A 24,650-nucleotide genomic window follows, 5' to 3' on the forward strand; every position below is an offset into this window, starting at 1 on the left:
CTTGCTGCCGCGCGTGCCGATGCGGCGAACCGTACGAGTAACCCCGTTCGCATAGGCTCAACATCGTTGGGGCGCGAGGATTCGGGGAAGGCGGAGACATGAGGCGTGACGAGCTGATCCGGCCGGTGTCGGAGCTGTTACGGCGGCACGCCGAGGCGGCTGGACAAAGGATCGCCTACTCCGATTCCTCGCGCAGCGTCACCTACGCCGAGTTGGAGCGGCGCACGCGCTCGCTGGCCGGATACCTCACCCGGACAGGACTGCGCCGCGGCGCCCGCGTCGCGATCTGCCTCGGCAACCGCGTGGAGATGGTGGAGAGCTGCCTCGCCGTCCTGCGGGCCGGAATGGTCGGCGTCCCGCTCAATCCGCGTTCCTCCGACGCCGAGTTGGCCCACTTCCTCCAGGACAGCGGCGCCGCGTTCGTCATCACCGACGCCGCGCACTTCGCACAACTGCGGCGCCTGGGACCGCCGTACGACGGCTTGGGCGTCCTGGTCACCGGGAGCGGCCCGGCCCCGGACGGCGCCCATTCGTTCCGGAGCGCGGCCGAGAGCGACGGGCCCGCGGAGATCGACATGCTCGGCCTCGACGATCCGGCCTGGATGCTCTACACCTCCGGCACCACGCACCGGCCCAAAGGCGTGCTGTCCACGCAGCGGGCCGCGCTGTGGTCGGTGGCCGCCTGCTACGCCCCGATCTTCGGTCTCTCGCCCGACGACCGGCTGCTCTGGCCGCTACCGCTCTTCCACAGCTTCAGCCACTCGCTGGCGATCCTGGGCGTGACGGCCGTGGGGGCGAGCGCCCGGATCGCCGGTGAACTGCTGCCGCCGGGCGGTCTGCGGCGGGAGCTGCTCACCTCGCACGCGGGGCTCGGCGGGCCCTTCACCATGCTGGCCGGCGTGCCTGCGACGTATCACCGGCTGCTCGACTCCGACGGCGAGACCCCGCCGGCACTGCGGATGTGCGTCGTGGCCGGGGCCCCGAGCGGCCCCGCACTGCGCGCGGCCGTGGAGAAGACCCTCGGGGCGCCGCTGCTGGACGCGTACGGCAGTACCGAGACCTGCGGCATGATCGCGGTGAACCGTCCGGACGGGCCCAGGGTCGACGGTTCCTGCGGTCTGCCCGTCCCGGGCATGGACGTACGCGTCGTCGACCCGGGGAGCGGCGAGGACGTCCCGGACGGCGCCGAGGGCGAGGTCTGGGTGCGGGGGCCGAGCCTGATGACCGGGTACCACGAGCAGCCCGAGGCGACGGCCGCCGCGCTGCGGGACGGCTGGTACCGCACCGGCGACCTCGGCCGCCGCGTCGAGCACGGCCATCTCCGGCTCACCGGCCGGGTCAGTGAGCTGATCATCCGCGGCGGCGAGAACATCCACCCGACGGAGATCGAGCAGGTCCTGGCGCAGTGTCCCGGCGTTTCCGAGGCCGTGGTCGTGGGTGTACCGCACGACGTGCTCGGCGAGGTGCCCCTCGCCTTCGTCGTACCTGGTCCGGACGGGATCGACGCACGGCAGGTGCTCGCCGAGTGCCGGACCCGGCTGGCCGACTACAAGGTGCCGACCGAGATCCGCGAGATCGCCGCCGTCCCACGCACCGCGTCCGGCAAGATCGCCCGGCACGAGCTGGTCGTCCCCGCCCCGGCCGCCGCGGCCGCGGCCGACGCCGCGGGTACCACCCTGCGTGAGCGGCTCCTGCCCCTCTCGCGCGACGACCAGGAGCGCGCGCTACGTGAAACGGTGCTCAGCGAAACAGCCGAGGTCTGCCGGCACACCCCGGGCGATCTGCCCGGCGCGGACAGCCCGTTCGTCGACCTCGGCATGACATCGGTCGGTGTCGTCGAGCTGGTGGACCGGCTCGCCGCGCTGACCGGGCTGAGCCTGCCGTCGACGCTGGTCTTCGACCACCCGACACCGGCCGAGGTGGCCCGCTACCTGCGCACGGCGCTCTTCGAGGGCGAGCCCGTCCAGCGGCCGCAGGCATACGGCGGACAGGCCGCGTCCGCCGAGGACGATCCCGTCGTCATCGTCGCCATGGGCTGCCGGTATCCCGGGGACGTCAACTCCCCCGAAGACTTGTGGGAGTTGGTGTCGCGGGGACGGGACGCCATCTCGGAGTTCCCGGCCGACCGCGGCTGGGACCTGGACGCCCTCTACGACTCCGATCCCGACCGGATCGGCACGTCGTACACGCGACACGGCGGATTCCTTCACCGGGCCGTGGAGTTCGACGCCGGGCTGTTCGGGATCTCGCCGCGCGAGGCGCTCGCGATGGACCCGCAGCAGCGGCTGCTCCTGGAGACGTCCTGGGAGGTGTGGGAGCGGGCCGGGATCGACCCGGCGTCGATGCGCGAGAGCGACACCGGCGTGTTCGTGGGCGTGATGTACGCCGACTACTCCACTCGCTTCACCGGCTACCACGAGCTGGAGGCGCACCTGGGGCTGGGCTCGGCGGGCAGCGTGGCCTCCGGGCGGATCTCGTACGTGTACGGACTGCGAGGTCCCGCGATCACGGTCGACACCGCGTGCTCCTCCTCGCTGGTGGCGCTGCACTGGGCGGCGCGGGCACTGCGCTCGGGCGAGTGCTCGCTGGCCCTGGCCGGCGGGGTCACGGTGATGGCGACGCCCAAGCCGTTCCTGGCGTTCAGCCGGCAGCGCGGGCTGTCGCCGGACGGGCGCTGCAAGTCGTTCTCGGCGGCGGCCGACGGTACGGCCTGGGGCGAGGGCGTGGGACTCGTCCTCCTGGAGCGGTTGTCCGACGCGCGGCGCAACGGCCATCCGGTCCTGGCCGTACTCCGCGGCTCCGCCGTGAACTCCGACGGCGCGTCCAACGGGCTCGCCGCGCCCCACGGGCCGGCACAGCGGCGGCTGATCACGCGTGCGCTGGCGGACGCGGGGCTGCGCGCCGGTGACGTGGACGTGGTGGAGGCCCACGGTACGGGCACGCGGCTGGGCGACCCCATCGAGGCGCAGGCCCTCCTGGCCACATACGGACAGGGCCGGGAGCAGCCGCTGTGGCTCGGGTCGGTCAAGTCCAACCTGGGGCACACGCAGGCGGCGGCCGGTGTCGCCGGCGTCATCAAGATGGTGCAGGCCATGCGGCACGGCGAGCTGCCCCGAACGCTGCACGCCGACTCGCCGACACCGCACGTCGACTGGTCCGCCGGCCGCGTGGAACTGCTGACGACCCCACGGCCCTGGCCGGCCTCGGACCGGCCGCGGAGGGCGGGGGTCTCGGCCTTCGGAATCGGCGGGACCAACGCGCATGTGATTCTGGAAGAGGCGCCGGAGAAGGAGAGTGTGGTCTCACGGGAGTCTGCGGTCTCGCCGGAGGCGGCAGCCTCGCCGGAGGCGGCGGGCTCCCAGAAGGCGGCGATCTCCCAGAAGGCGGCGATCTCCCAGGATGCGGCGATCTCCCAGGATGCGACGGGCTGCCGGGATGCGTCGAGCTCCCCGGAGGCGTCGGGCTCGCCGGATGCAGCCGGGGCGCCGCCCGTTCCATGGCTGCTCTCCGCCGCCGACGAGACCGCCCTGCGCGCCCAGGCCCGACGGCTCGCGGCCGAGGCGGCGAACCGTCCGGGCCTGTCCCCCACCGACGTCGCCTACTCGTCGGCGGTGTCGCGCTCCGCCCTCACCCATCGCGCACTCGTCCCGGCCGGTGACCGGACCGCGATGCTGAACGCGCTGAACGCGTTCGCGCAGGGCCGGGATGCACCGGGAGTCGTACGAGGACTCGCGGACCCGGAGATCCGTACGGCCTTCCTGTTCACCGGACAAGGCGCCCAGCGCCCCCGGATGGGCGCCGAACTGCGCGCCGCCTTCCCCGTCTTCGCCGACGCCTTCGACGAGGTCTGCGGGCACGTGGACGACCGTCTCCCCCGGACGCTGAGCGCGGTGCTGTCCGCCGAGCCGGGCTCGCCGGAAGCGGCTCTCGTCGACCGTACGGACTTCGCCCAGGCCGGACTGTTCGCCTTCGAGGTGGCGTTGTTCCGGCTGCTCGAGTCGTGGGGCGTGCGATCCGACCGCCTCGTGGGCCACTCCGTCGGCGAGCTGACGGCCGCGCACGTCGCCGGCGTACTCGATCTGCCCGACGCTGCCACGCTCGTCGCCGCTCGCGGCCGGCTGATGCAGGCCTTGCCCGACGGTGGAGCGATGGTGGCGTTGGACGGGACCGAAGAGGAAGTCGTCGCGGCGCTGGCGAAGTCCGAGGCGCAGGCGGCCCAGGTGGCCGTCGCGTCCGTCAACGGGCCCCGTTCGGTGGTGATCTCGGGCGCGGAGGACGCGGTGCTCGCGGTCGCGGCCGGCTTCGAGGCGCGTGGCCGCAGGGCCGTACGACTGCGGGTGAGTCACGCCTTCCACTCGCCTCTCGTGGCGCCGATGGTCGACGAATTCCTCTCCATAGCAGGAGAGTTGAACTTCCGGCCGCCGCGCATACCGATCGTCTCCACCGTGACGGGCCGAGTCGCCGAGCCCTCGGAACTGTGCTCGCCCGAGTACTGGGCGCGGCACGCCCGGATGCCCGTGCGCTTCGCCGACGCCGTGCGCCGGCTGGCGGACGACGGGGTCTCCGCCTACCTGGAGCTCGGTCCCGGACCCGTACTCACCGCGGCTGCCACCGACTGTCTGGCCGACGCGCCCACGAGGGGCCCCGTCCTCGCCGTGGCCACACGAAGCGGTGCGTACGAACCGGAGACGCTCCTGTCGGCCGTGGCGCGGTTGCATGTGGCCGGGGCCGCGGTCGACTGGGCGGAGGTGTACGCGGGTTCCGGCGCGCGCCGCGTGGACCTGCCGACGTACGCCTTCCAGCGGCAGCGCTACTGGCTGGACGCGCCGCGGCCGACGGCGACCGACGCCGGTGCCCTGCTGGGCCCGGCGTTCCCGGTGCCGGGCACCGAGCGGACAGTGGTGACCGGGCTGTTGTCCCTCGCGGCCCACCCCTGGCTCGCGGACCATGTCGTCGCCGGGCGGGTCGTCGTGCCGGCGACGGTGTTCGTGGAGATGGCCCTGCGGGCGGGCGAGGAGGTGGGTTGCGACGCGGTCGACGACCTCGTGATGCTGTCGCCGCTCGCCCTGACCGGTTCCGCGGGAGTGCGGGTACAGGTCGTGGTGGGTGCGCGGGACGACGACTCGGGCCGGCGGCCCGTCGACGTCTACTCCCGACCGGACGAGCCGGAGAAGCCGGAGGAGTCCGCCGAGGACGCCTCGTGGATCCGGAATGCCTCCGGGCAACTGGGCCGAGGTCCTCACACCGCGCAGGACGAACTGACCCACTGGCCGCCCGAGGGCGCCGAGGCGGTGCACCTCACCGGCGCGTACGCCTCCCTCGCCGACGCCGGGCTCGCCTACGGGCCTGCCTTCCAGGGGGTCGGCGCGGTCTGGCGGCGCGGCGACGACGTCTTCGCGGAGGTCCGGCTGCCCGCCTCGCGCACAGCGGAAGCGGGCCGCTTCGGACTCCACCCGGCGCTGTTCGACGCCGCGTTGCACGCGCCGCTGCTGGCCGGGTCCGCCGACACGAGCACGGTCCGGGTGCCGTTCGCCTGGAGCGGGGTGAGTCTGCATGCCTCGGGAGCCACGGAGTTGCGGGTCAGGGTGACCTCGTCGGGCCCGGACACGGTCTCGGTGACCCTCGCCGACCCGTCGGGCCGGCTCGTGGCACGCGTGGACTCGCTGGCCACCCGGGAGCTCCCGGCCGGCCGGGCAGACATGACGGACGACACCGTACGAAGGGCCCTGCTGTGCCCGGAGTGGGCCGCCCTCGACCTCCCCGGAGACGGCTCCGGTGACGCCGGTGAGCGTGCCTGGACGGTGCACGGGCCGGACGAGCTGGACCTCGCCGAGTTCGTGCCCGGCGGCGTGAATCCCGAAGTCGTCGCCGTCACAGCCATCGCCCGTGGGGCCGGGTCCGATCCGCTCTCCGCCACTCACGAGCTGACGGGCCGAGTACTCAAGACGCTCCAGGACTGGCAGGACGATCCGGGCGCGGTGGGCTCACGGCTGGTGGTCGTGACGCGGGACGCCACAGGGCCGGTGCCGGACCTGGCGGGCGCGGCGGTCTGGGGGCTGGTGCGGACGGCGCAGTCGGAGCTGCCCGGCCGTGTCGTCCTGGTGGATGTCGACGGGCGGCCCGAGTCGCTTCGGATGCTGCCGTCGGCCGTCGCCACCGGGGAGCCGCAACTCCAAGTGCGGGGCGGGCAAGTGACGGTGCCACGGCTGGCCGCCGCCGGTGGTACCTCTGGCCCGGGGGCTCCCTTCGACACGGAGGGCACGGTCCTGATCACCGGAGGCACGGGCGCGCTGGGCGCGGAGCTGGCACGCCACCTGGTCGCCGAACACGGCGTACGGCACCTGCTGCTGACCGGACGCCGTGGGCCGCAGACACGCGGAGCGGCGGAACTGCGCGACGACCTGGAGGAGTTGGGGGCGCGGGTCGGCATCGTCGCCTGTGACGCGGCCGACCGTGCCGCGCTGGCCGAGGTGGTCAAGCGCTGCGAGCCGCCGCTGACCGCTGTGGTGCACGCCGCCGGGGTGCTGGACGACGGCGTGCTGGACTCGCTGACCCCCGAGCGGATGGCGGCCGTGTTGCGTCCGAAGGCCGACGCGGCCTGGACCCTGCACGAACTGACCCGCGACATGGGTCTTTCGGCGTTCGTCCTGTTCTCGTCCGTCTCCGGCCTGCTGGGCCGGCCGGGCCAGGGCAATTACGCGGCCGCGAACTCGTTCCTCGATGCCCTCGCCCACCGCCGCGCCGCCGAGGGACTGCCGGCGCTCTCGCTGGCGTGGGGCCCGTGGGAGCACGTCGGCGGCATGGCGGCGGGGCAGAACCCGCAGCGCCCGTCGCGTGAGGTGCTGGTGCCGGTGTCCACACCGCAGGGCATGGCCCTGTTCGACGCCGCGCTGCGCTCGACGGAGCCGGTCCTGGCACCGATCCTGCTGGACCGGGCGGCGCTTCGATCCGGTGCGGGGTACCTGCCACCGCCATTGCGCGGACTCGTCCGGCACCACCGGCCACCCGCCGCGACGACGGCCTCCGGCGGCTCCGCCGGCTCCCCTGGGCAGATGCTGGAGCCGGGAGCCTGGCGGAAGCGGCTGGCCGCCATGCCCCCGGGAGAACGGGAGGCGAAGCTCGTGGAGTTGCTGCGGGCCGACGTGGCCGCGGTACTCGGCTACCCGCACGCCGAGGCGCTCCCGGCCGGCAAGTCCCTCGCCGACCTGGGGTTCGACTCCCTCACGGCCGTGCAGATCCGCAACCGGCTGAGCATGGCGCTGAAGCTCCGGCTGTCGGCCGCGGTGGTGTTCGAGCACCGCACGGCCGATGAACTGGCACGCCACCTGCTCGGCCTGCTGGACGGCGAACCGGCCGCCGCGGCCGCCCCCGAGGCCGCAAGAGCCGCCGAGGACGCAGGGGCCACGGGGCCGGAGCGGCCCGCGTACACCCTCTCGTCGCTGTTCCGGTCGGTCAGTGCCGCCGGACAACCGGTGGCGGCGATGCACCTGCTCGTCACCGCGTCCTGGGCGCTCCCCGCCTTCACCGCCGCCCAGGGCCGCGAGCACGCGCTGCCCCCGATCCGCCGCTCCCCCGCCCGCTCCGGCTCCAGTTCCAGTTCCCGCTCCGAAAGGCCGACGGTCGTCTACTTCCCGGCCTACCATCCGTCGCTCACGTCGGACGCCGGAGACTTCCCTCGGTTCCACCGCGCTTTCCAGGACGGCCCCGAGGCCTTGGAGATCCTGGAATTCCCGCACCCCGGTATCGGCGCCGGGGCCTGCATACCGCAGAACCTCACTGCGCTGGCGCGTACGCAGGCCGGGAACGTGCTGCGGCACGTCGGGGACCGGCCCTTCGTGGTCGTAGGACGGTCGGCGGGCGGCAATGTGGCGCACCTGGTGGCGCACCAACTGGAGAACACGGGCCGGGCACCGGCCGGTCTGGTGCTGCTGGACACCTACCACATCACGCCGGACAACAGCGGCAAGGACTGGCTGCTGTCCTTGGCCGCTCCACCGCCGCAGGACACCGGACAACCCCTCGTCACCGGGGACGACGACAGCACACTGGCCGCGATCGGCGCCTACAACCGGATCTTCCTCGGCTGGTCCCCCGAGCCGATCGTCACGCCCACGCTCCTCGTGCGCGCGCAGCGGCCCACGCCCGCCATGGCGGCCGCCGCGGAAGCGGACGACTGGCGGACGTCCTGGCCCGCGGCTCACGATGTCGTGGACGTCCCCGGAGACCATCTGACGATGATGCGGGAACACGCGGAGACAACCGTGTCGGCGATCCGCACGTGGATCGACGCCCGAACGGCGGAGGGAAGCCAGTGAGTTACGCCGAGCCTGCGCAGGACTTCGACGTCATCGTGGTCGGGGGCGGCCCGGCCGGGGCCACCGTCTCGGCGGCCGTCGCCCTGCGCGGCCATCGCGTCCTCCTCGTCGAGAAGGAGACCTTCCCCAGGTATCAGATCGGTGAGTCCCTGCTCCCCTCCACGGTGCACGGCGTGTGCCGGATCCTCGGCGTCGAGGAGGAGATGGCGCGTGCGGGCTTCAAGCCGAAGCGCGGCGGCACGTTCCGCTGGGGCCGCAACCGGGACCCCTGGCAGTTCTCCTTCGCGCTGTCGCCCCGGCTGGCCGACCCGACGTCGTTCGCCTACCAGGTCGAGCGGTCCCGGTTCGACGCGATCCTCCTGGACAACGCCCGCCGGGTCGGCGTCGACGTACGGGAGGGCTGCCGGGTGACCGGCGTACTCGCCGACGAGGAGCGGATCCGCGGGGTGCGCTGGACCGGTCCCGACGGTGAGGTCCGCGAGGCCGCCGCCCGGTATGTCGTGGACGCCTCCGGCAACGGCAGCAGGATCCACCCGCACGTCGGCGGAAAGCGGATCTACTCCGACTTCTTCCGCAACATCGCCGTGTTCGGCTACTTCGCCGGCGGCGAGCGGCTCCCGGCACCGAACGACGGCAACATCTTCTGCGCCGCCTTCGACGAGGGCTGGCTCTGGTACATCCCCCTCCGGGACGACCTGACCAGTGTCGGAGCGGTGGTCGCCCGCGAGAACGCCGAGGCCGTCCAGCGGGACCCGGCGACCGCCTGGCGCCGCCTGATCGACGCCTGCCCGGAGATACGCGGCTTCCTCGACGGCGTCCCCCAGGCCACCGAGACGCCCTACGACCAGGTCCGCGTCCGCAAGGACTGGTCGTACTGGAAGTCACGGCTGTGGCGGCCCGGCATGGCACTCGTCGGAGACGCTGCGTGCTTCGTCGACCCGGTACTGTCCAGCGGAGTCCATCTCGCGACCTACGGCGGGCTGCTCGCCGCCCGGTCCATCAACAGCTCCCTCGCCGGAAGCCCGGACGAGACCCGGCTGTTCGCCGAGTTCGAGGCCCGCTACCGGCACGAGTACGGCCTGTTCCACGAGTTCCTGGTCTCCTTCTACGACATGCACCAGGACGAACGGTCGTACTTCTGGAAGGCCCGCAAGGTCACCAACGTCGGCACGACGGAACTCGAGGCGTTCGTCGAGCTGGTGGGCGGCCTGGCGTCCGGCGACGCGTCGCTCGCCGGAGCCGGGCCCGCGGGCGAACGGCTCACCGCGGCCGCCGACGACTTCGAGCGAGCGGTGCGCCGCCTTCCCGACGCCGACGACCTGCGCAACCCCCTCTACGAGTCCGAGACCTTCCGGCAGGTGTTCCAGGAGGGAACCGTCCTACAGGAACGGGGGTTGTTCGGCGGGCCGTTGGAGACCGAGGCGCCGCTGCGGCCCGGCGGTCTGGTGGCGTCGGAGGACGGGCTGGCCTGGGTCGAGCCCGAGCAGTAGCGGGACGGGAAGCGTGTTGGCCCGGGGCGGACGGACGACCGGCCGACGGAGAACGTCCGCATCCTCACAGGTAGCCTGCGGCATCATGATGCGCGCTTGGATCCTGCCGATACTGCTTGTGCTCTGCGGCTCCGCCGTGGCGACGGGGCTGGTCCTCGGGGAGAGAACCGGCGCAGCCACAGCGCTCCTGCTGGTGTTCCTGGTGCCGGCAGGCGTGAACTCGCCGCTGCTCTTCCCGAAGTCGATCGGCGCGCTGGAGGCCCAACGCCGCAGCGCGATCGACGGCCGGCCGGTCGTCTTCTGGCGGCCGGGCTGCACGTACTGCATTCGACTGCGCATCCGGTTGGGCCGCAGCGCCCGCCAGTTGCATTGGGTCGACATCTGGCGTGACCCGGCAGGAGCCGCGGCGGTGAGGACGGCCAACGCCGGCAATGAGACAGTGCCGACTGTCGTCGTCGCGGGCCGGCCGTACACCAACCCTGATCCGGAATGGGTGCGCGAGCAGCTCTCCCCCGCTGTTTGATCAGAAACAACTCACACGCATTTGGCCGCTTCGGCAGCCTTGCGCACATGCTGTGCGGCCCGCGCAACGGCTTGCCCGAAGGCGTGATCGTCTCCAGACCTCGCGGCGATCGCTTCCGCCAGGGCGATGACCTCGTCCCCGCCAGGCAGAAGCAGCAGCTCCGCCCCGGCCTCGATGCTTGCGAAGACCGTGTCGACAAGGCTGCGGCCGTGTGTGGTGCTCGGCGCGTCGAGGTCATCGCTGATGATCAGCCCGTTGAACGCGAGCGACCGGCGCAGAAGGTCCACCGCCGTCCTCGATGTGGCCGCCGGTTCGCCGGCGTCCAGAGCCTCAACGACCGCAGGGCCGAGCATGACTGCTCCCACCCCGGCCTCGATGGCCCGGCGGAAGGGGACGAGGTCACCTTCGTCGGTTGCCTGGGCCGCCAGAACGGTGTCCTCGAGGGCAGGGTCAAAATCGAGCTGCGGGAAGCCGGGAAAATGCTTGGCGACAGCGACCACGCCCCCTTCCTGCACACCGGTGACGACAGCGGCCGCGATCCTGCCCACCTCTTCGGGCTTCAGCGCGAGTGAACGACCCTCGAGCCACGGATTGCTCCCGGTCAAGATGTCGAGTACAGGCGCAAGGAACATGTTCACTCCGACACCCGCCGCCGCGGCCGCCACCGCCTTCGAGGACGCACGGATCTCCTCGTCGGAGAGCTGCGGCAGCAGGCTGGGCTGGGGGTAGGAGGGGACGAGTCCATGCAGTCGCTGGATACCCCACGGCTCCTGGTCGACCGCCACGAGAACAGGTGCCCCCGCCAGGTCTTCGACCTCGGTGACGAACCGGGTGAAGTCCGCGGCCGTTTCAGTGGAGCGGCGCTCGGGGCTCATGCTCCGCGCCACATACTCTTCGCGGCTCTCACCGGGCAACACGGCGACGGTCCCCCGCTCCAGGAGCGTGCGGAGCCAGGGACTCACGGACAACTCACTGACAACCGGCAGGAGTACCGCATACGCATCGCGGCTGTGCTGGCTCATGACACCTTCCTCCACCGTTGGTGATACGAATAACCACGGACGTTCGCATATGTTGTTGAGGCCGTCAAGCTCCGTGGAAGGGAGTGCAGATGAACGTGTTCATCATCGGGATTACGGGAAAAATCGGCCGCCTGCTTGTGCAGGAGCTTCTCTCCAGGGGGGATGCCGTTCACGGGCTCGTGCGCCGCGAAGAACAGCGGGCGGACCTTGCCGCGCACGGGGTCAATGCGGTGGTCGGGGACCTGGCCGGCATGTCAGTGGAGGAGCTGGCGGAGGCGTTCGGGGACGTTGACGCGATCGTGTTCACTGCCGGATCCAACGGCGGATCCAGGGAGTTCACCAAGGCCGTTGACGGTGATGGCTTCGTCAAGACGATCGAGGCTGCCCGTCGCGCGGGGGTCGACCGCCTCGCGCATGTGTCGGTCTTCCCGGAGGCCTGGCGCGAACGTGATCTGGGTGACGAGGTCGAGTACTACTTCGCCGTGAAGAAGGAGGCAGACATGGCACTCAGCCGCAGTGATCTGGACTGGCTGATCATTCGCCCGTCGTTGCTCGTCGATGATCCTGGACTTGGCACGATTTCACTGGGGCCGGCAGAGTTCCATGGCCAGGTGGCCCGCGCTGATGTCGCCGAAACCATCGCCGAGCTGCTGCACGAGCCGGGCATCGGCCGGCAGATCCTCGAACTCAATACCGGATCCACTCCGATCCGGGATGCCGTCCGCGCCAACGCCCATCGACGTTAGCCCAACGAGGCAGGTGCATGCGGCCCCCGTGCCGTTGCGACGCAGGCAGGGCGTCAGCGGGAGTAATTAGGATTGGGCTGTCGGGCGACCGGGGGCCCGCACCATCGTCGGAGGGTGGGACAGCGCGTTGGTCACCATGAAGGACGTTGCACGCGCCGCGGGCGTCTCGCAGGCGACGGTGTCGTACGTCTACAACAACCTGGGCAGGGTCTCCGAAGCGCAGCGTGAGCATGTCTACGCCGTGGCCGCCCAGCTCGGGTACGCCGGACCGAACGCCGTGGGCAGCAGCCTGCGCTCCGGGCGAGTGGGCGCGGTGGGTGTCGTCGTCATGGACTCGGTGGTCGACGCCCTGGAAGATCCTTCGACGATTCTGCTGATGAAGGGAATCGCCGAAGTCGGCGACCTTGAGGGCGTGGCCCTGACGCTCCTGACCGCCGGCGAGGACGTAAGGACGTCCAAAGCGTTGCGGGGCCTGGTCGACGGGATCGTCCTGCACAACATGCCCGAGGAACATCCCCTGGCCGGGGTGTTGGCGGCTTCGGGCATTCCTGCGGTGGCCGTGGACTCACCACGGGGCAGCGGCCTGCCGTACGTAGGCATCGATGACCGGCGTGGGGCCCGGCTACAGATGGAACACCTGCTGGAGCTCGGCCACCGCCGCGTGGGCATTCTCGTCGACAAGCTGTTCACCCACGGCGATGGCGGCCTGGTGAGCCTTGCCCAGGCGCGCAGGGCAACTGAGCGCAATGCGAGGGAACGGCTGGCCGGTCACTTCAAAGCCTGGCGTGACGCCGGCCTGGAGCTGTCCGACCTGCGGCTCGTGGACGCGGCGGGGATCGACGAGGTGGCGGGCGCTCGCGCGGCCCTGACTCTGTTCGAACATGCCGAAGTGACGGCGGTTGTCGCGCTGTCCGACGTGCACGCGGCGGCCGCGATGCGCGTCGCGCGGGACCGGGGATTGTCAGTGCCGCGTGATGTCTCGGTGATCGGTTACGACGACGCGCCCGTGGCCGCTCTGACCGACCTGTCCACGATCCATCAGCCGATCGTGGAGAAGGGCCGGCAGGCGGCGGGCATGCTGTTGGATCGCATCGCCGGGGGCACCCGCAAGCGGACGCTGCTGCGGACCAGGCTGGTGAAGCGGGGTTCCACGGCCGCACCGCGCATGTGAAGCCGTTGCGGTCGGCGTTGGCCGGGTCACGGCGTCCGGCTGACGGATGATGTCGACGGCTCCGTGCAACTTCCCCCGTTCACCCGTTGGACCAGAGCGATGTGCACCGCGCCGGCGGGACGCAGCCGGTACATCGGACCGCACGTGCGCACGGAGTCGGGCAGGAACACAGGAAGGCGCAGCTCGTCCGGGTCCCATAGCCAGGGCATCCCGACGGAGTACATCCTCCAGCCGAGGTATGCATCCAGGCGGGGTGCGGTCCCCCGGGCGCTGAGACCGGCTTCCGTCGCGTAGGACTGAAGGAACGCCCGGCAGCCAGGTCTCCACTGTGGCCAGTGCGGTGGCTCCGCCGGTGAACCCCACGCCGGATACGAGGAGTTGGGCCGTGGTGTGGGCGTAGAAGAACTCCAGTGGCTCCCCGTCGGCATCGCCGTCGCGACCAGGTCCCCGCTGCGCCGGCCGGCCATGCGGGCGGGTGCGCCGGGGGCGAGCCCGTCGAAGACGCGCACACGCAATTCGGCCAGCACTCGGTAAGCCAGGTGGTACGAAATCCCACTCCTGACGAAGCGTCACCATATAACGCTCTGATCACGAAGCCGAACCGCGGTCTTCCCACCCTCGTGATCCCGGTCTACGTTCCCGAAAACCAACCACGTGGTAAGAGTTGGCCGACACTCAGGAAGGCAGTCGACGATGACCGAGCTCGCTCCGGGATTCCTCTGGGGGGCCTCCACGGCACCGCACCAGATCGAAGGCAACAACCTCAACAGCGACTTCTGGGCGAGCGAGGGGCGCATGCCGGGCATGGAGCGAAGTGGTGACGCCTGCGACAGCTACCACCGGTACCGCGAGGACATGACGCTGCTCGCAGACGCCGGGCTCAACGCCTACCGCTTCGGCATCGAGTGGGCACGGATCGAACCGGTCCCCGGGATGATCTCTCGGGCCGAACTGGCCCACTACCGGCGCATGATCGAAACGGCCTTCGAGCTGGGTCTGACGCCCGTCGTGACCCTGCATCACTTCACCAGCCCGCTCTGGTTCGCCCAGGAGGGCGGCTGGCTCGGCGACCGTGCCGTCGAGCGGTTCCGGGCGTACGCCGAGGCGGTCGCCCCAATCCTCGACGGCGTCGAGTGGGTCGTCACCATGAACGAGCCGAACATGCTGGCCATCATGATCGGCATGGCGCGGGCGTTGCAGGACGACCCGCACGCGGCTGACGCGTGGCTGAGCCCCACCGTCGACAACGAGGGCCCGCGGCCGAAGACTCCGGCCCCGGACGTGAAGATCGGCGAACGGCTGGTCGAGGCGCACCACGCCGTCCGCGAGGTGCTGCGCGAGCACACCGGCGCGAAGGTCGGCTGGACGGTCGCCAACCGCGCCTTCGTCGCCCGCCCGGGGGCCGAGGAGAGGAAGCGGGAGCTGGAGTACATCTGGGAGGACCTCTACCTGGAGGGATCGCGCGGCGACGACTTCGTGGGCGTGCAGTCGTACTCCAGCCAGTGGGTCGGCCCGGACGGTGTCGAGCCGCACCCGCAGCACCCGGACAACACCCTCGTGGGCACCGCCTACCGGCCCGACGCCCTGAGCATCGCCGTGCGGCACACCGCCGAGGTCACCGGCGGCATGCCGATCCTGGTCACCGAGAACGGCATCGCCACCCGCGACGACACCCGCCGGATCGCCTACACGGACGAGGCGCTGAAGCACCTCAGGGCGGCGATCGCCGACGGCGCCGACGTACGCGGCTATCTGCACTGGAGCTTGCTGGACAACTACGAGTGGGGGCACTGGGAGCCGACGTTCGGCCTGATCGAGGTCGACCGCGAGACCTTCGAGCGCCGCCCCAAGCCCAGCCTCGCCTGGCTGGGCGAGACCGCCCGCCGCCTGCGCGGCTGACGGCCCCGCCGCCGGAAGGACGCACTGTGCAGATATCCGTACCGGACGTCTCGTCCCGGTCCCTGGCCGAACTGATCTCGCTGTCCGGACGACGGGCCGTCGTGACCGGCGCCGGCCGCGGTCTCGGCCGGGCCATCGCCCGGCGCCTGGCCGAAGCGGGCGCGGACGTGCTCGTCGCCGACATCGAACCAGAGCTCGCCGCCACCGCCGCCGAGGGCCTGAACGCCCTCCGCCCGGGCTGTGCGGTGGCCGCTCATGCGGACGTCTCCGACGCCGGCAGCGTCATCGCGGCCGCCGACCTCGCCGTCCGGGAGCTGGGCGGACTCGACATCTGGGTCAACAACGCCGGGATCTTCCCCAGCGTCCCCGCACTCGAGATGTCCGACACGGCCTGGGACGAGGTGTTCGCCGTCAACACGCGCGGCGTCTTCCTCGGATCCCGGGAGGCCGCGCGCCGGATGCGCGAGACCGGGGGCAGGGGTGAGGCCGGGGGCGGGGGCGTCATCGTCAACGTCGTCTCCACGGCGGGGTTCCGGGGAACGGCCCCAGGGCTTGCCGCCTACGTCGGTTCCAAGCACGCCGCACGGGGGATCACCCGGCAACTCGCCCTGGAATTCGCCCCGTTCGGCATTCGCGTGCTGGGCGTCGCGCCGACGTACGTGCCGACCGAGGGAAACATGGCTGCTGCCACCGCGGTCGCCGGGGATCCCGCAGCCGCCGGGAACATCGTCTCCGTGATGCGGCCGAGCCGGCTCGGTCGCCTCGGCGTACCCGACGACATCGCCCGGGTGGTGCTGTTCTGCGCGAGCGACCTCTCGGCCTTCATGACGGGGAGCACGCTCCTCGCCGACGCCGGAGAAACGATTTAGCCCCGTCCGCCCCACCCCCTCCACTCCCCCACCCCCTGCCAGCCCCTGGCCCTCTGGCCCTCTGGCCCTCTGGCCACTGTCCGCAACGACGCGTAGGAGCCCCATGCTCTCCCCCCGTACCAGCCCGACCCGCGACATCGTCAGCCTCGACGGCCTCTGGCGATTCGCCCTCGACACCCGCGCCGGTGCCGACCCGTGGACGTCGCGGCTCACCTCGTCGCTCGAAGCCCCCGTCCCCGCCAGCTACAACGACCTGTTCGTGGACGCGGAGATCCGCGACCACGTCGGCGTCGCCTGGTACCAGCGCGACGTGCGGGTGCCGCGCGGCTGGGCGGGAGAGCGGGTGGTCCTCCGCTTCGGCTCCGTCACCCATGCGGCACAGGTGTACGTGGACGACCGGCTGGTGGCCGAACACGTCGGCGGCTACACGCCGTTCGAGGCGGACCTGACCGGGATCGTGCGCCCCGGCGCCGAGTTCCGGCTGACGGTCGGCGTCGACAACCGGCTGACGAACGAGACGATCCCGCCGGGCACCGTCACCACAGGCCCCGACGGCCGCGAACGCCAGTCCTACCTGCACGACTTCTACAACTACGCCGGCATCGCCCGTCCGGTCCGGCTGTGCAGCACACCGCCGACCTTCGTCGAGGACGTCACGGTCGTCACCGGACGGGACGGCGCCGCCGGCGTCGTCGACTACCGCGTGGAGACCGGCGGCGAGGCCGCCGAGGCGACGGCCGTCCGGGTGCGCGCGGTCGACGAGGCGGGCCGGACCGTGGCGGAGGCCTACGGCCCCGAGGGCACCTTCCGCATCGAGGACGTCACCCTCTGGCAGCCCGGCGCCGCCTACCTCTACGACCTCGTGGTGGAGTTGCTCACCGAGGACCCGGCCGGTGCGGGAGAACTCGTCGACAGCTACACCCAGCCCTTCGGCGTCCGCACCGTCGAGGTACGTGGCACCCGGTTCCTCATCAACGGCGAACCGTTCTACTTCACCGGTTTCGGCAAGCACGAGGACACCCCCGTCCGGGGCAAGGGCCACGACGACGCCTACCTCGTCCACGACTTCCAGCTCATGGAGTGGACCGGCGCCAACTCCTTCCGCACCTCGCACTACCCGTACGCCGAGGAGGTGCTCGACTTCGCCGACCGGCACGGCATCGTCGTCATCGACGAGACCGCCGCCGTCGGCCTCAACCTGGGCGTCATGGGCGGCCTCACCGGCGCCGCGCCGACCCCGACCTTCGCGCCGGAGAACTTCGGCGGAGTCACCGGCGAGGTGCACGCACAGCACCTGCGGGAGCTCATCGAGCGGGACAAGAACCACCCGAGCGTGGTGATGTGGTGCCTCGCCAACGAACCGGCCTCCAACGAGGACGGCGCCCGCGAGTACTTCGAGCCGCTGGTCGAACTGGCCCGCAAGCTCGACCCGACCCGCCCCCTCACCTACGCGGCGGTCATGTTCGCCACGCCGCAGAACGACCTGGTCGGCGACCTGTTCGACGTCCTGAGCATCAACCGCTACTACGGCTGGTACCTCTTCACCGGCGACCTCGCGACCGCCGAGCAGTACCTGGAGGAGGACCTGCGCGGCTGGGCCCGGCGCTTCGGCAAGCCGGTGATGATGTCCGAGTACGGCGCCGACACCCAGCCCGGCCTGCACTCCGTCTGGGACACCCCGTGGAGCGAGGAGTACCAGAGCGACTACCTCGCCATGTACCACCGTGTCTTCGACCGCCTCCCCGAGTTCCTCGGCGAACACGTCTGGAACTTCGCCGACTTCCAGACCTCCAACGGCATCCACCGCGTCGACGGGAACAAGAAGGGTGTCTTCACCCGCGACCGCAGGCCGAAGACGGCCGCGTTCTCGCTCCGCCGCCGCTGGCGCGGCCTGGACGGGCGCAAGCCCGGTCTCGCAGACGGACGCAAGCCCCGTCTCGCGGACGGACGCGAGCCTGGCGCCACGACGGACTACTGACGCCTGCGACTGAAACGTTCCAATCGGCAGCTCCCTCCACGACCGCGCATGCCGTCCTCCGCCAACCGCCGCGCCACCTGGCATTCATGAGACGAAGGAGTCCTCATGCCTCAGAACGACCGTGACATCGGTGTGGCCGGGCCCCCGCCGACCGAGCAGGCGAAGGGTGACGGTGCGGAGCCGACCCGGGGGGCCGAGGTCTTCGGGGAGGAACCGGCCGAGACCCCCGCCCCCGAGATCGAGGCCCCGCCGCTGGAGAGGGTCAGCGGCAGTTACCTCGCCTGGATCATGATCGCCAGCTTCGGGGCCTCCCTGGCCCTGATGGTTCCGCTCTCCTACTCGCTGGCCGTGCGGATCGACGACCTCGCCCCCGGACGCGAGGAACTGCTCGGATACGTCACCGGATCCGCCCAGTTCGTCTATCTGGTCCTCAGCCCGCTGATCGGCTTCTGGAGCGACCGGATGCGCTCCCGCCTGGGCCGCAGGACACCGTTCATGTTCGCCGGCACGGTCATCGGCCTGGCCGGGCTCCTGGGGATCGCCGTCGCCCCGACCGTCTTCCTGGTGGGCCTGACGTGGGTCGTGGGCATGGTCGGCTGGTCCACGGTCGGGCAGGCCATCCAGAACGTCCAGGCCGACCGCGTACCCGAGGAGCAGCGCGGACGCGTCTCGGCGGTGACCAGTGTCATGACCCATATCGCGCCGGTGATCGGCATCGGCATCGCGTACACGGTGGCCTCCAGCACGCTTCTGGTGTTCCTGGTCCCGGGTGTCATCGGAGCGGTGATGCTGCTGCTGTTCCCGGTGCTCAAGCCCGAAGGCGACTCCCGCGCACTCGTCCACACCAGCGAGGTGAGCCTGAAGGGCCTGGTCGCCAGCTACGGGTTCAATCCGCGGAAGTACCCCGACTTCGGCTGGAACTGGCTCGGCCGCTTCGTCTTCTTCATGGGCCTGTACTTCAACACCACCTTCGGGACCTTCTTCTACGCCCAGCGGCTCGACATGCCCGTCAAGGAGGTCGCCGGCGTCGTGGCGACGATCGGGATCCTCGGGGTGCTCGCGGCGACCGGCGGCGCCATCGGGGGCGGCTTCCTCTCCGACAAGCTCGGCCGGCGCAAGCTGTTCACCGTGATCGGCTCCGCGATCTTCGTCGCCGGGGCCGTCGCCGAGGCGTTCGCCCGTTCGCTGCCCCAGCTCGTCGTCGGAGCGGTGCTGATGCAGGTCGCCATCGCGATGTTCAGCGCCGTCGACCAGGCGATCGTGTTCGCCGTCCTCCCGGACCGGGCCCAGGCCGGCCGCTATCTCGCGGTGGTCGCCTTCGCGCAGAAGATCCCCAGCGCCCTCGCCCCGCTCATCGCACCGCTCGTCATCACCGTCGGTGTCGCGAGCGGAGAGGAGAAGAACTACACGCTGCTCTACCTGAGCGGCGCGGTGCTCGCGCTCCTCGGCGGACTGATCATCAAGTTCAAGGTCAAGTCCGTCCGGTAGCAGGGCAGGTCGGCAGCCGACCGCAAAGAGAACAGCAGAGTCCGACGAGTTCCGAGAAGGCAGAGCATGAACAACGCACCGTATGACCTGCGCATCGACAGCGGAGGCGACCAGTTCACCGTGTCGGGCCCCGCACCCCGGCTGTCGTGGAAGCCGGCGTCGGACGCGGAACGCCCGACGGAGCACGAGCTGGAATGCACCGTCGACGGCGAGGCGCGGCCCGCGGTACGGGTCGCGCCCGGCCGGCACCGGTTCCTCCCCTGGCCGTGGGCGGCTCTGCGCAGTGGCCGGCAGGTCGCCTGGCGCGTCCGGGCCGACGGCGCGGGAGGGCCGTCACCGTGGTCGGAGTGGAACGCGTTCGAGGTCGGCCTCCTCGACGAGGACTGGCGGGCGCACTGGATATCGCCGGCCGAATCCGGCGATCCCGGCTACGGCAAGCGCCCGGCTCACACCCTGACGACCCGGTTCGAGGCACGGGCCGGGGTGCGCTCGGCCCGGCTGTACGCGACGGCGCTCGGCGTCTACGAGGCGTACGTGAACGGTGAGCGCGCCGGTACCGCCGAACTGTCCCCCGGATCCACCTCGTACGACCGCACGCTCTACGCCCAGGCGTCCGACGTCACGTCCGCGGTCAAGGCGGGCGGCAATCGTGTCGAGATCGTCCTCTCCGACGGCTGGTACCGGGGCCAGGTCGGCGCGTTCCGTCTGCCGGCCGGCTGGGGGACGGTGCTCGGCGCACGCGCCGAACTGCACGTCGTGTACGAGGACGGCTCACGCCAGGTCGAGCGCAGCGACGGGACCTGGACGAGCACCCGGTCGGCCATCACCCGGGCCGACCTCATGGCCGGGCAGACCACCGACTTCCGCGCCGGGCCGGGCGCCGAGCAGCCGGTCCTCGTCGATCAGGTCGAGGCACCCGCGATCGACTGGTCGCCTGCGCCACCCGTGCGCGTCGTCGAAACGCGCCCGGCCGAGACGGTCAGGCAACTGCGGGACGGCCTCTGGACCGCCGACTTCGGCCAGAACGCCTCCGGCTGGATCGCTCTGGACGATCTGGGCCCGGCCGGAACCCGCACCGTCATCGACTACGGCGAACACATCGGCGCCGACGGTGACCTGACGACCACCCACCTGGACTCCACGCGCCCCGGCGAGGACCCGATCCTCTTCGTGCAGCGCGACGAGGCCGTCTCGGCGGGCCGGGGTGAGACGTTCGAGCCACGCCACACCGTGCACGGCTTCCGGTACGCGCGCATCCGCCGCGACGGCGCCCCGCTCGACCCGGAGAGCGTCAGGATGCGCGTCGTCCACACCGACCTGCGCCGCACCGGCACCTTCGCGTGCAGCGACGACGACCTCAACCGCCTGCACGAGATCGCCGACTGGAGCTTCCGCGGCAACGCCGTCGACGTGCCCACGGACTGCCCGACCCGCGAACGGCTCGCCTGGACCGGCGACTACCAGGTCTTCGCGCCGACCGCCACGCGCCTGTACGACGTCCTCGGCTTCAGCCGCAAATGGCTCCGCTCGGTCCGCGACGACCAGCTGTCCGACGGCCGGATCGCCAACTTCTCGCCCGACGGCCGCCGCATCAAGCACCACCTCGACGACCAGTTCGCCATGATGACCGGCTCGGCAGGCTGGGGCGACGCGATCGTCGCCGTCCCCTGGGAGCTGTACCGGTCCTACGGCGACCAGGAAGTCCTCGCCGAGAACTGGGAGGCGATGGTCCGCTGGGTCGAGTGGGCCCTGCGGACGGCCCGCACCGCCCGCCACCAGTCCCGGATCGAACGCTCGGCCCAGCCGCTCCCCCACGAGCGGTTCATCTGGGACGGCTCCTTCCACTGGGGCGAGTGGACCGAGCCGAAGGAGAAGACGGCCGACGGCACCCCCATCGACCCGATCAAGACCAACCCGATCGCATGGTTCATGGCCGACAAGGGCGAGGTCGGCACGGCGTTCCTGTACCGCTCGACGTCGACCCTCGCCGATGTCGCAAGGGTGCTGGGCCGCACCGAGGACGCGGCCCGCTACACCGAGACCGCCGAGCTCGTCCGGGACGCCTGGCGCACCGAGTTCCTCACCCCCGACGGACGCACCACCGGCGACACCCAGGCCGCCTACGTACGGGCACTCTCCCTCGGGCTCGTCCCCGAGGAGCTGCGCCCGGCCGCCGCCGCCCGCCTCGTCGAACTGATCCGCGCCGCCGACACCCACCTCGGCACCGGCTTCCTCGCCACCGGCGACCTGCTTCCCGTGCTCTGCGACACCGGCCACAGCGACACCGCCTACGAGCTTCTCCTGCGGCGCACCGCACCGTCCTGGCTGTACATGCTCGACCGCGGCGCGACGACCATCTGGGAGGACTGGGAGGGCATCGACGACAACGGTGACGCCCACGACTCCCTGAACCACTACAGCAAGGGTGCCGTGATCCGTTTCCTGCACACCCACACGCTGGGACTGCGCCAGGCAGTGGGGTCGGTCGCCTGGGAGTCCATCGAGGTCGCGCCCGTCCCCCACCCGTCGCTGTCGTGGGCCCGGGGCACGCACGAGTCCCCGCAGGGCACGATCACCGTCGAGTGGCGGACGGCCGGCGACGAGCTGACCCTCACGGTCGACGTGCCTCCCGGCACCTCCGCACGCGTCGTCTTCCCCGACGGCACCACCGAGGTCACTACGACAGGTGTCTTCAGGCGGACGAAGCAAATTCCGACCGTATGGTAATTTTTGAAAGGTCAATCACTGCGCACGACTTGTCGGGACCGGCTTCGCCGGGGAGAGTGAGCGCACCGTGGGTCAGGCAACAGCGCGCGGGCCGTACGCCAAGACACCGGCCCGCCGAGCGGAGATCGTACGGGCGGCCCGTGACAGTTTCGCCGAGAACGGCTACGCCAAGGCCTCCCTGCGGGACATCGCGGAGCGGGCGGGCATCACCCATGCCGGGCTCCTCCACCACTTCCGCAACAAGGACGAGATCCTTGCGGCAGTGCTCGCCGAGCGGGATTCCGAGGAGTGGCAGCACGGCGCGGCACAGGTCGACAGCCTCGACCAGCTCGCGCCCTACCTCGGTGAGCTCATCCGTCACCACCAGAAGGCCCCTGAGCTCATGCGTCTGTGGATCGAGCTCGCCGCCGCGGCCTCACGCACGGATCATCCCGCCCACGCCTATTTCGTCGAGCGCTACGAACGCGGGCGCACGCAGTTCGCCGAGGGCTTCCTCGACCAGGCGGCCCGCGGCCGGCTGCGCGAGGGAGTCAGCCCCCAGAGCGCTGCGGCTCTCTTCCATGCCGTGCTCAACGGCCTCCAGTTGCAGTGGGTCCTGGACCAGGACCTCGACATCATCGGACCGCTCAACGACTTCGTCCGCCTGCTTCTCGACCGGGACGACGGAGACGAGGGGTAGGCGAAGGGTCACCGGCACCGCGCGTCGGCCGTGAAGGCTTCCGGTGACCTGACCTGACCGGCGTGCGGTACGTGTCAGGGGTTGGGCCTCCTGTCGTACCGAGCCGCGAGGACCGGCCGACTAGCCCTGGCCGGTCGTGGGCCAGGCCCGTATCGCCGACTCCGCCACCTTCTCCAGCACCTCCCGCGAGGCACCGTCGCACGCCTGCTGGCTCATGCCCTGGATGACGGCCGCGTAGAAGGCCGCAAGGCCTTCCGTGTCCGTGTCTCCAGGCAGGCGCCCCGCATCGACGTCTTGGCGGATGCGGGCGGCGATGGCCGCCTTCGAGGCCTCCCGCATGCCGCGGAGTTCCGCCTTCACATCCTGCGAACCCGGTCCGCAGTTCGCAGCGGCCGAGATGATCGGGCAGCCCGGGGGATGCCGGGGGTCGGTGTAGTCGGCCGCGAAGTGCCGCAGCATGGCCTCGATCGACGAGCGCGCGTCCTGACCCTCGGTCGAGGGGGCTGTGGCGGTGGTGCGCTGGTACAGGCGCACCGCCTCGCCGAACAACTGCCGTTTGTCACCGAACGCCGCGTACAGGCTGGGCGGATTGATCCCCATCGCCTTGGTGAGCGAGGCGATGGAGGTGGACTCGTACCCGTAGGTCCAGAACTCCCTGAGCGCCGCGGCCAGGGCTTCGTCCCGGTCGAAGGCGCGACGGGTCCGCGTCGCAGCGGGCCTGCCCGGCGGGGCGGTGGGCGAGTCGCCGCCTTCTCCGCTCGCGCCCGTGCCGCGCCGCCTGCGGCCCTGCCGTTCCTTCTCCCCGCTCTCCGTCACCTGGGCAGTCTAACCCGCCATCTTTAGCGAACGATAAAGCAGCACTGCTACAGTCACACCACACGCCAGCTTTAGCGATCGCTAAAGCTGGCGCGATCGAGCACCCATGCCCACCTTCCGCGCATCAAGGATCCAGCCATGACCACCACCGTCCCCGCCCCCTACGCCCGCACCGTCCACGGCTCGGGCCCCGGCCTCCTCCTCGCCCACGGCGCCGGCGGCAGCATCGAGGCCAACTACGGCCCGATCATCGACGGGATCGCCGCCCGGCACACCGTGGTCGGGGTCGACTACCCGGGCTCCGGCGACACCCCCACCGCGCAGGGCACCCTGGAACTCGACGAGCTGGCGGACCAGTTGGTCGCGGCTGCGGATGCCGAAGGGCTCGACACGTTCGCCGTCTCCGGGTACTCCCTCGGTGGCCCGGTCGCCATCCGCATCGCCGCCCGCCACCCGGAACGGGTCACCTCGCTCGTACTGAGCGCCACGTTCGCCCGCCTGGACACCCGCACGGAGCTGGTCGCCGACGTCTGGCACCAGCTCTTCACCTCCGGGCAGTCCCGGTTGCTCGCCCGGTACCTGACCCAACTGGTCCTCAGTGCCCCCGCCCTGAACTCCCTCAGCCCAGCCCAGGCCCGCGCCGCCGCCGAGCAGACGGCCCTCGCCATGCCGCCGGGCACCGGCGCCCAGGTCGACCTGGTCCGCCGGGTCGATGTACGTGACGACCTCGCCGCGATCACCGTCCCGACCCTCGTCGTCGTCACCACCGCCGATTCCCTCGTGCCCGCCACCTTGCAACACGAGCTGGCCGCCGCCGTCCCCGGCGCTCGGATCGCCGAACTGCCCACAGGGCACCTCCCGTTCGTCGAGCGGCCCACGGAATGGCTGGAGCTCATCACCGAATTCCTCGGCCGCCGGTAGGCGATG

14 protein-coding genes and 2 pseudogenes are annotated in these 24,650 nt (G+C 71.2%); 12 read left to right on the plus strand and 4 right to left on the minus strand.

Going from position 1 to position 24,650, the window contains the following annotated elements:
* The first annotated feature begins 98 nt into the window (after positions 1 to 98).
* The 3 genes from CP976_RS03635 (at position 99) to CP976_RS03645 (ending at position 10,328) form a co-directional block, all read left to right on the plus strand.
* Positions 99 to 8,315, plus strand: a complete 8,217-nt coding sequence (locus tag CP976_RS03635; RefSeq protein WP_150478982.1) for a type I polyketide synthase — start codon at positions 99 to 101, stop codon at positions 8,313 to 8,315.
* A complete protein-coding gene (locus CP976_RS03640) occupies positions 8,312 to 9,805 on the plus strand; it encodes a tryptophan 7-halogenase (protein ID WP_150478983.1) in 1,494 nt (497 codons plus the stop codon). Before CP976_RS03635 ends, CP976_RS03640 begins: the two co-directional genes overlap by 4 nt.
* Positions 9,806 to 9,890: 85 nt before the next feature.
* Complete coding sequence (locus CP976_RS03645; protein WP_150478984.1) at positions 9,891 to 10,328, plus strand: glutaredoxin domain-containing protein; 438 nt, start codon at positions 9,891 to 9,893, stop codon at positions 10,326 to 10,328.
* Between the two features lie 11 nt (positions 10,329 to 10,339).
* Here the strand turns inward: CP976_RS03645 and CP976_RS03650 are convergent, their stop codons facing one another.
* Positions 10,340 to 11,350 carry a glycoside hydrolase family 3 N-terminal domain-containing protein gene (locus tag CP976_RS03650; protein WP_150478985.1) on the minus strand — a complete coding sequence of 337 codons (1,011 nt, stop codon included), beginning with the start codon at positions 11,348 to 11,350 and terminating at the stop codon, positions 10,340 to 10,342.
* 89 nt (positions 11,351 to 11,439) lie between these two features.
* Here CP976_RS03650 and CP976_RS03655 point away from each other — a divergent pair, with 89 nt between their 5' ends.
* Both CP976_RS03655 and CP976_RS03660 read left to right on the plus strand, forming a co-directional pair.
* Complete coding sequence (locus tag CP976_RS03655) at positions 11,440 to 12,096, plus strand: SDR family oxidoreductase (RefSeq protein ID WP_150478986.1); 657 nt, start codon at positions 11,440 to 11,442, stop codon at positions 12,094 to 12,096.
* A gap of 136 nt (positions 12,097 to 12,232) precedes the next feature.
* Positions 12,233 to 13,267: a LacI family DNA-binding transcriptional regulator gene (locus CP976_RS03660; protein WP_229876293.1), complete on the plus strand. Its 1,035-nt coding sequence runs from the start codon at positions 12,233 to 12,235 to the stop codon at positions 13,265 to 13,267.
* A 26-nt stretch (positions 13,268 to 13,293) separates the two neighbouring features.
* On the opposite strand, the pseudogene CP976_RS44625 reads toward CP976_RS03660, so the two are convergent.
* Positions 13,294 to 13,554 (minus strand): annotated as a pseudogene (locus CP976_RS44625) (terpene synthase family protein); the annotation flags it as partial.
* 25 nt (positions 13,555 to 13,579) lie between these two features.
* Positions 13,580 to 13,818: pseudogene (locus CP976_RS44630) on the minus strand (ABC transporter ATP-binding protein); the annotation flags it as partial.
* A gap of 142 nt (positions 13,819 to 13,960) precedes the next feature.
* On the opposite strand from CP976_RS44630, the gene CP976_RS03675 reads away from it, so the two are divergent.
* The 6 genes from CP976_RS03675 (at position 13,961) to CP976_RS03700 (ending at position 22,907) form a co-directional block, all read left to right on the plus strand.
* Positions 13,961 to 15,166, plus strand: a complete 1,206-nt coding sequence (locus tag CP976_RS03675) for a glycoside hydrolase family 1 protein (RefSeq protein ID WP_150478988.1) — start codon at positions 13,961 to 13,963, stop codon at positions 15,164 to 15,166.
* 26 nt (positions 15,167 to 15,192) lie between these two features.
* Positions 15,193 to 16,035 (plus strand): SDR family NAD(P)-dependent oxidoreductase, encoded by an 843-nt coding sequence (locus CP976_RS03680; protein ID WP_150478989.1) that lies wholly within the window; start codon positions 15,193 to 15,195, stop codon positions 16,033 to 16,035.
* 103 nt (positions 16,036 to 16,138) lie between these two features.
* Positions 16,139 to 18,013 carry a beta-glucuronidase gene (gene uidA, locus CP976_RS03685; RefSeq protein ID WP_229876255.1) on the plus strand — a complete coding sequence of 625 codons (1,875 nt, stop codon included), beginning with the start codon at positions 16,139 to 16,141 and terminating at the stop codon, positions 18,011 to 18,013.
* A 105-nt stretch (positions 18,014 to 18,118) separates the two neighbouring features.
* The gene (locus CP976_RS03690) at positions 18,119 to 19,501 is read left to right on the plus strand and encodes an MFS transporter (protein ID WP_150478990.1); all 1,383 of its coding nucleotides are present in this window, start codon (positions 18,119 to 18,121) and stop codon (positions 19,499 to 19,501) included.
* A 66-nt stretch (positions 19,502 to 19,567) separates the two neighbouring features.
* Complete coding sequence (locus CP976_RS03695; protein ID WP_150478991.1) at positions 19,568 to 22,228, plus strand: family 78 glycoside hydrolase catalytic domain; 2,661 nt, start codon at positions 19,568 to 19,570, stop codon at positions 22,226 to 22,228.
* 67 nt (positions 22,229 to 22,295) lie between these two features.
* Complete coding sequence (locus CP976_RS03700) at positions 22,296 to 22,907, plus strand: TetR/AcrR family transcriptional regulator (RefSeq protein ID WP_150478992.1); 612 nt, start codon at positions 22,296 to 22,298, stop codon at positions 22,905 to 22,907.
* A 120-nt stretch (positions 22,908 to 23,027) separates the two neighbouring features.
* Here CP976_RS03700 and CP976_RS03705 read toward each other — a convergent pair whose 3' ends face one another.
* On the minus strand, positions 23,028 to 23,723 hold the full coding sequence (locus CP976_RS03705; RefSeq protein WP_150478993.1) for a TetR/AcrR family transcriptional regulator: 696 nt from the start codon (positions 23,721 to 23,723) through the stop codon (positions 23,028 to 23,030).
* Positions 23,724 to 23,861: 138 nt separating this feature from the next.
* Between CP976_RS03705 and CP976_RS03710 the strand changes: the two genes are divergently transcribed.
* Positions 23,862 to 24,644, plus strand: a complete 783-nt coding sequence (locus CP976_RS03710) for an alpha/beta fold hydrolase (RefSeq protein ID WP_150478994.1) — start codon at positions 23,862 to 23,864, stop codon at positions 24,642 to 24,644.
* Positions 24,645 to 24,650 lie beyond the last annotated feature (6 nt).

Source organism: Streptomyces coeruleorubidus, from assembly GCF_008705135.1.
Taxonomy (GTDB): Bacteria; Actinomycetota; Actinomycetes; order Streptomycetales; family Streptomycetaceae; genus Streptomyces; species Streptomyces coeruleofuscus.